The sequence below is a fragment of the Actinacidiphila sp. bgisy145 genome, assembly GCF_057708125.1.
The window spans coordinates 1-823 of sequence record NZ_JBYIRL010000120.1; the positions used below are offsets into that span (position 1 = coordinate 1).

Genomic DNA, 823 nt, shown 5'->3' on the forward strand with positions numbered 1-823 from the left:
AGGACGACGGCGAGTTCTGCGGTGGAGGCGCCGGTGACCATGTTGCGGGTGTACTGCACGTGGCCGGGGGTGTCGGCGAGGATGAAGCGGCGGCGGGCGGTGGCGAAGTAGCGGTAGGCGACGTCGATGGTGATGCCCTGTTCGCGTTCGGCGCGCAGGCCGTCGGTGAGCAGGGCGAGGTCGGGGGCCTGCTGGCCGCGGTCCTGGGAGACGCGCTCGACGGCTTCGAGTTGGTCGGTGAGGACCGACTTGGAGTCGTGGAGCAGGCGGCCGACCAGGGTGGACTTGCCGTCGTCGACGGAGCCGGCGGTGGCGAAGCGCAGCAGGGTGGCCGCGGGGGCCGGCCCCGACGGGTCGTCAGGGCGGACGGGGCCGGCGGGGCCGGTGGGGTCAGCAGGGTCAGCGGTGCCGGTCATGGCTAGAAGTACCCCTCGCGTTTGCGGTCCTCCATCGCGGCCTCGGACAGCTTGTCGTCGGCGCGGGTGGCGCCGCGCTCGGTGCGCCGGGAGACCGCGATCTCGGCGATCACCTTGCGGGTGGTGTCGGCGTCGGAGTCGACCGCGCCGGTGCAGGACATGTCGCCGACGGTGCGGTAGCGCACCCGGCGCTTCTGTACCGTTTCGTCCTCGGCGGGCCCGCCCCAGCCGCCGGCGGTCAGCCACATGCCGTGCCGGGAGAACACCTCGCGCTCGTGGGCGAAGTAGATCTCCGGCAGCGCGATGTGCTCCCGGGCGATGTACTGCCACACGTCCAGTTCGGTCCAGTTCGACAGCGGGAAGACCCGCACGTGCTCGCCCGGGGCGTGTCGGCCGTTGTAGAGGTT

2 protein-coding genes are annotated in these 823 nt (G+C 72.1%); both read right to left on the reverse strand.

The window, feature by feature from the left end:
- Nucleotides 1-416, reverse strand: a 416-nt coding sequence (locus AC3ERT_RS36555; RefSeq protein WP_435179495.1) for a GTP-binding protein, incomplete at its 3' end; no start/stop codon positions are given.
- Between the two features lie 2 nt (nt 417-418).
- Nucleotides 419-823 (reverse strand): phosphoadenosine phosphosulfate reductase domain-containing protein (locus AC3ERT_RS36560; protein ID WP_435138172.1); only part of this gene is annotated, 405 nt, incomplete at its 5' end.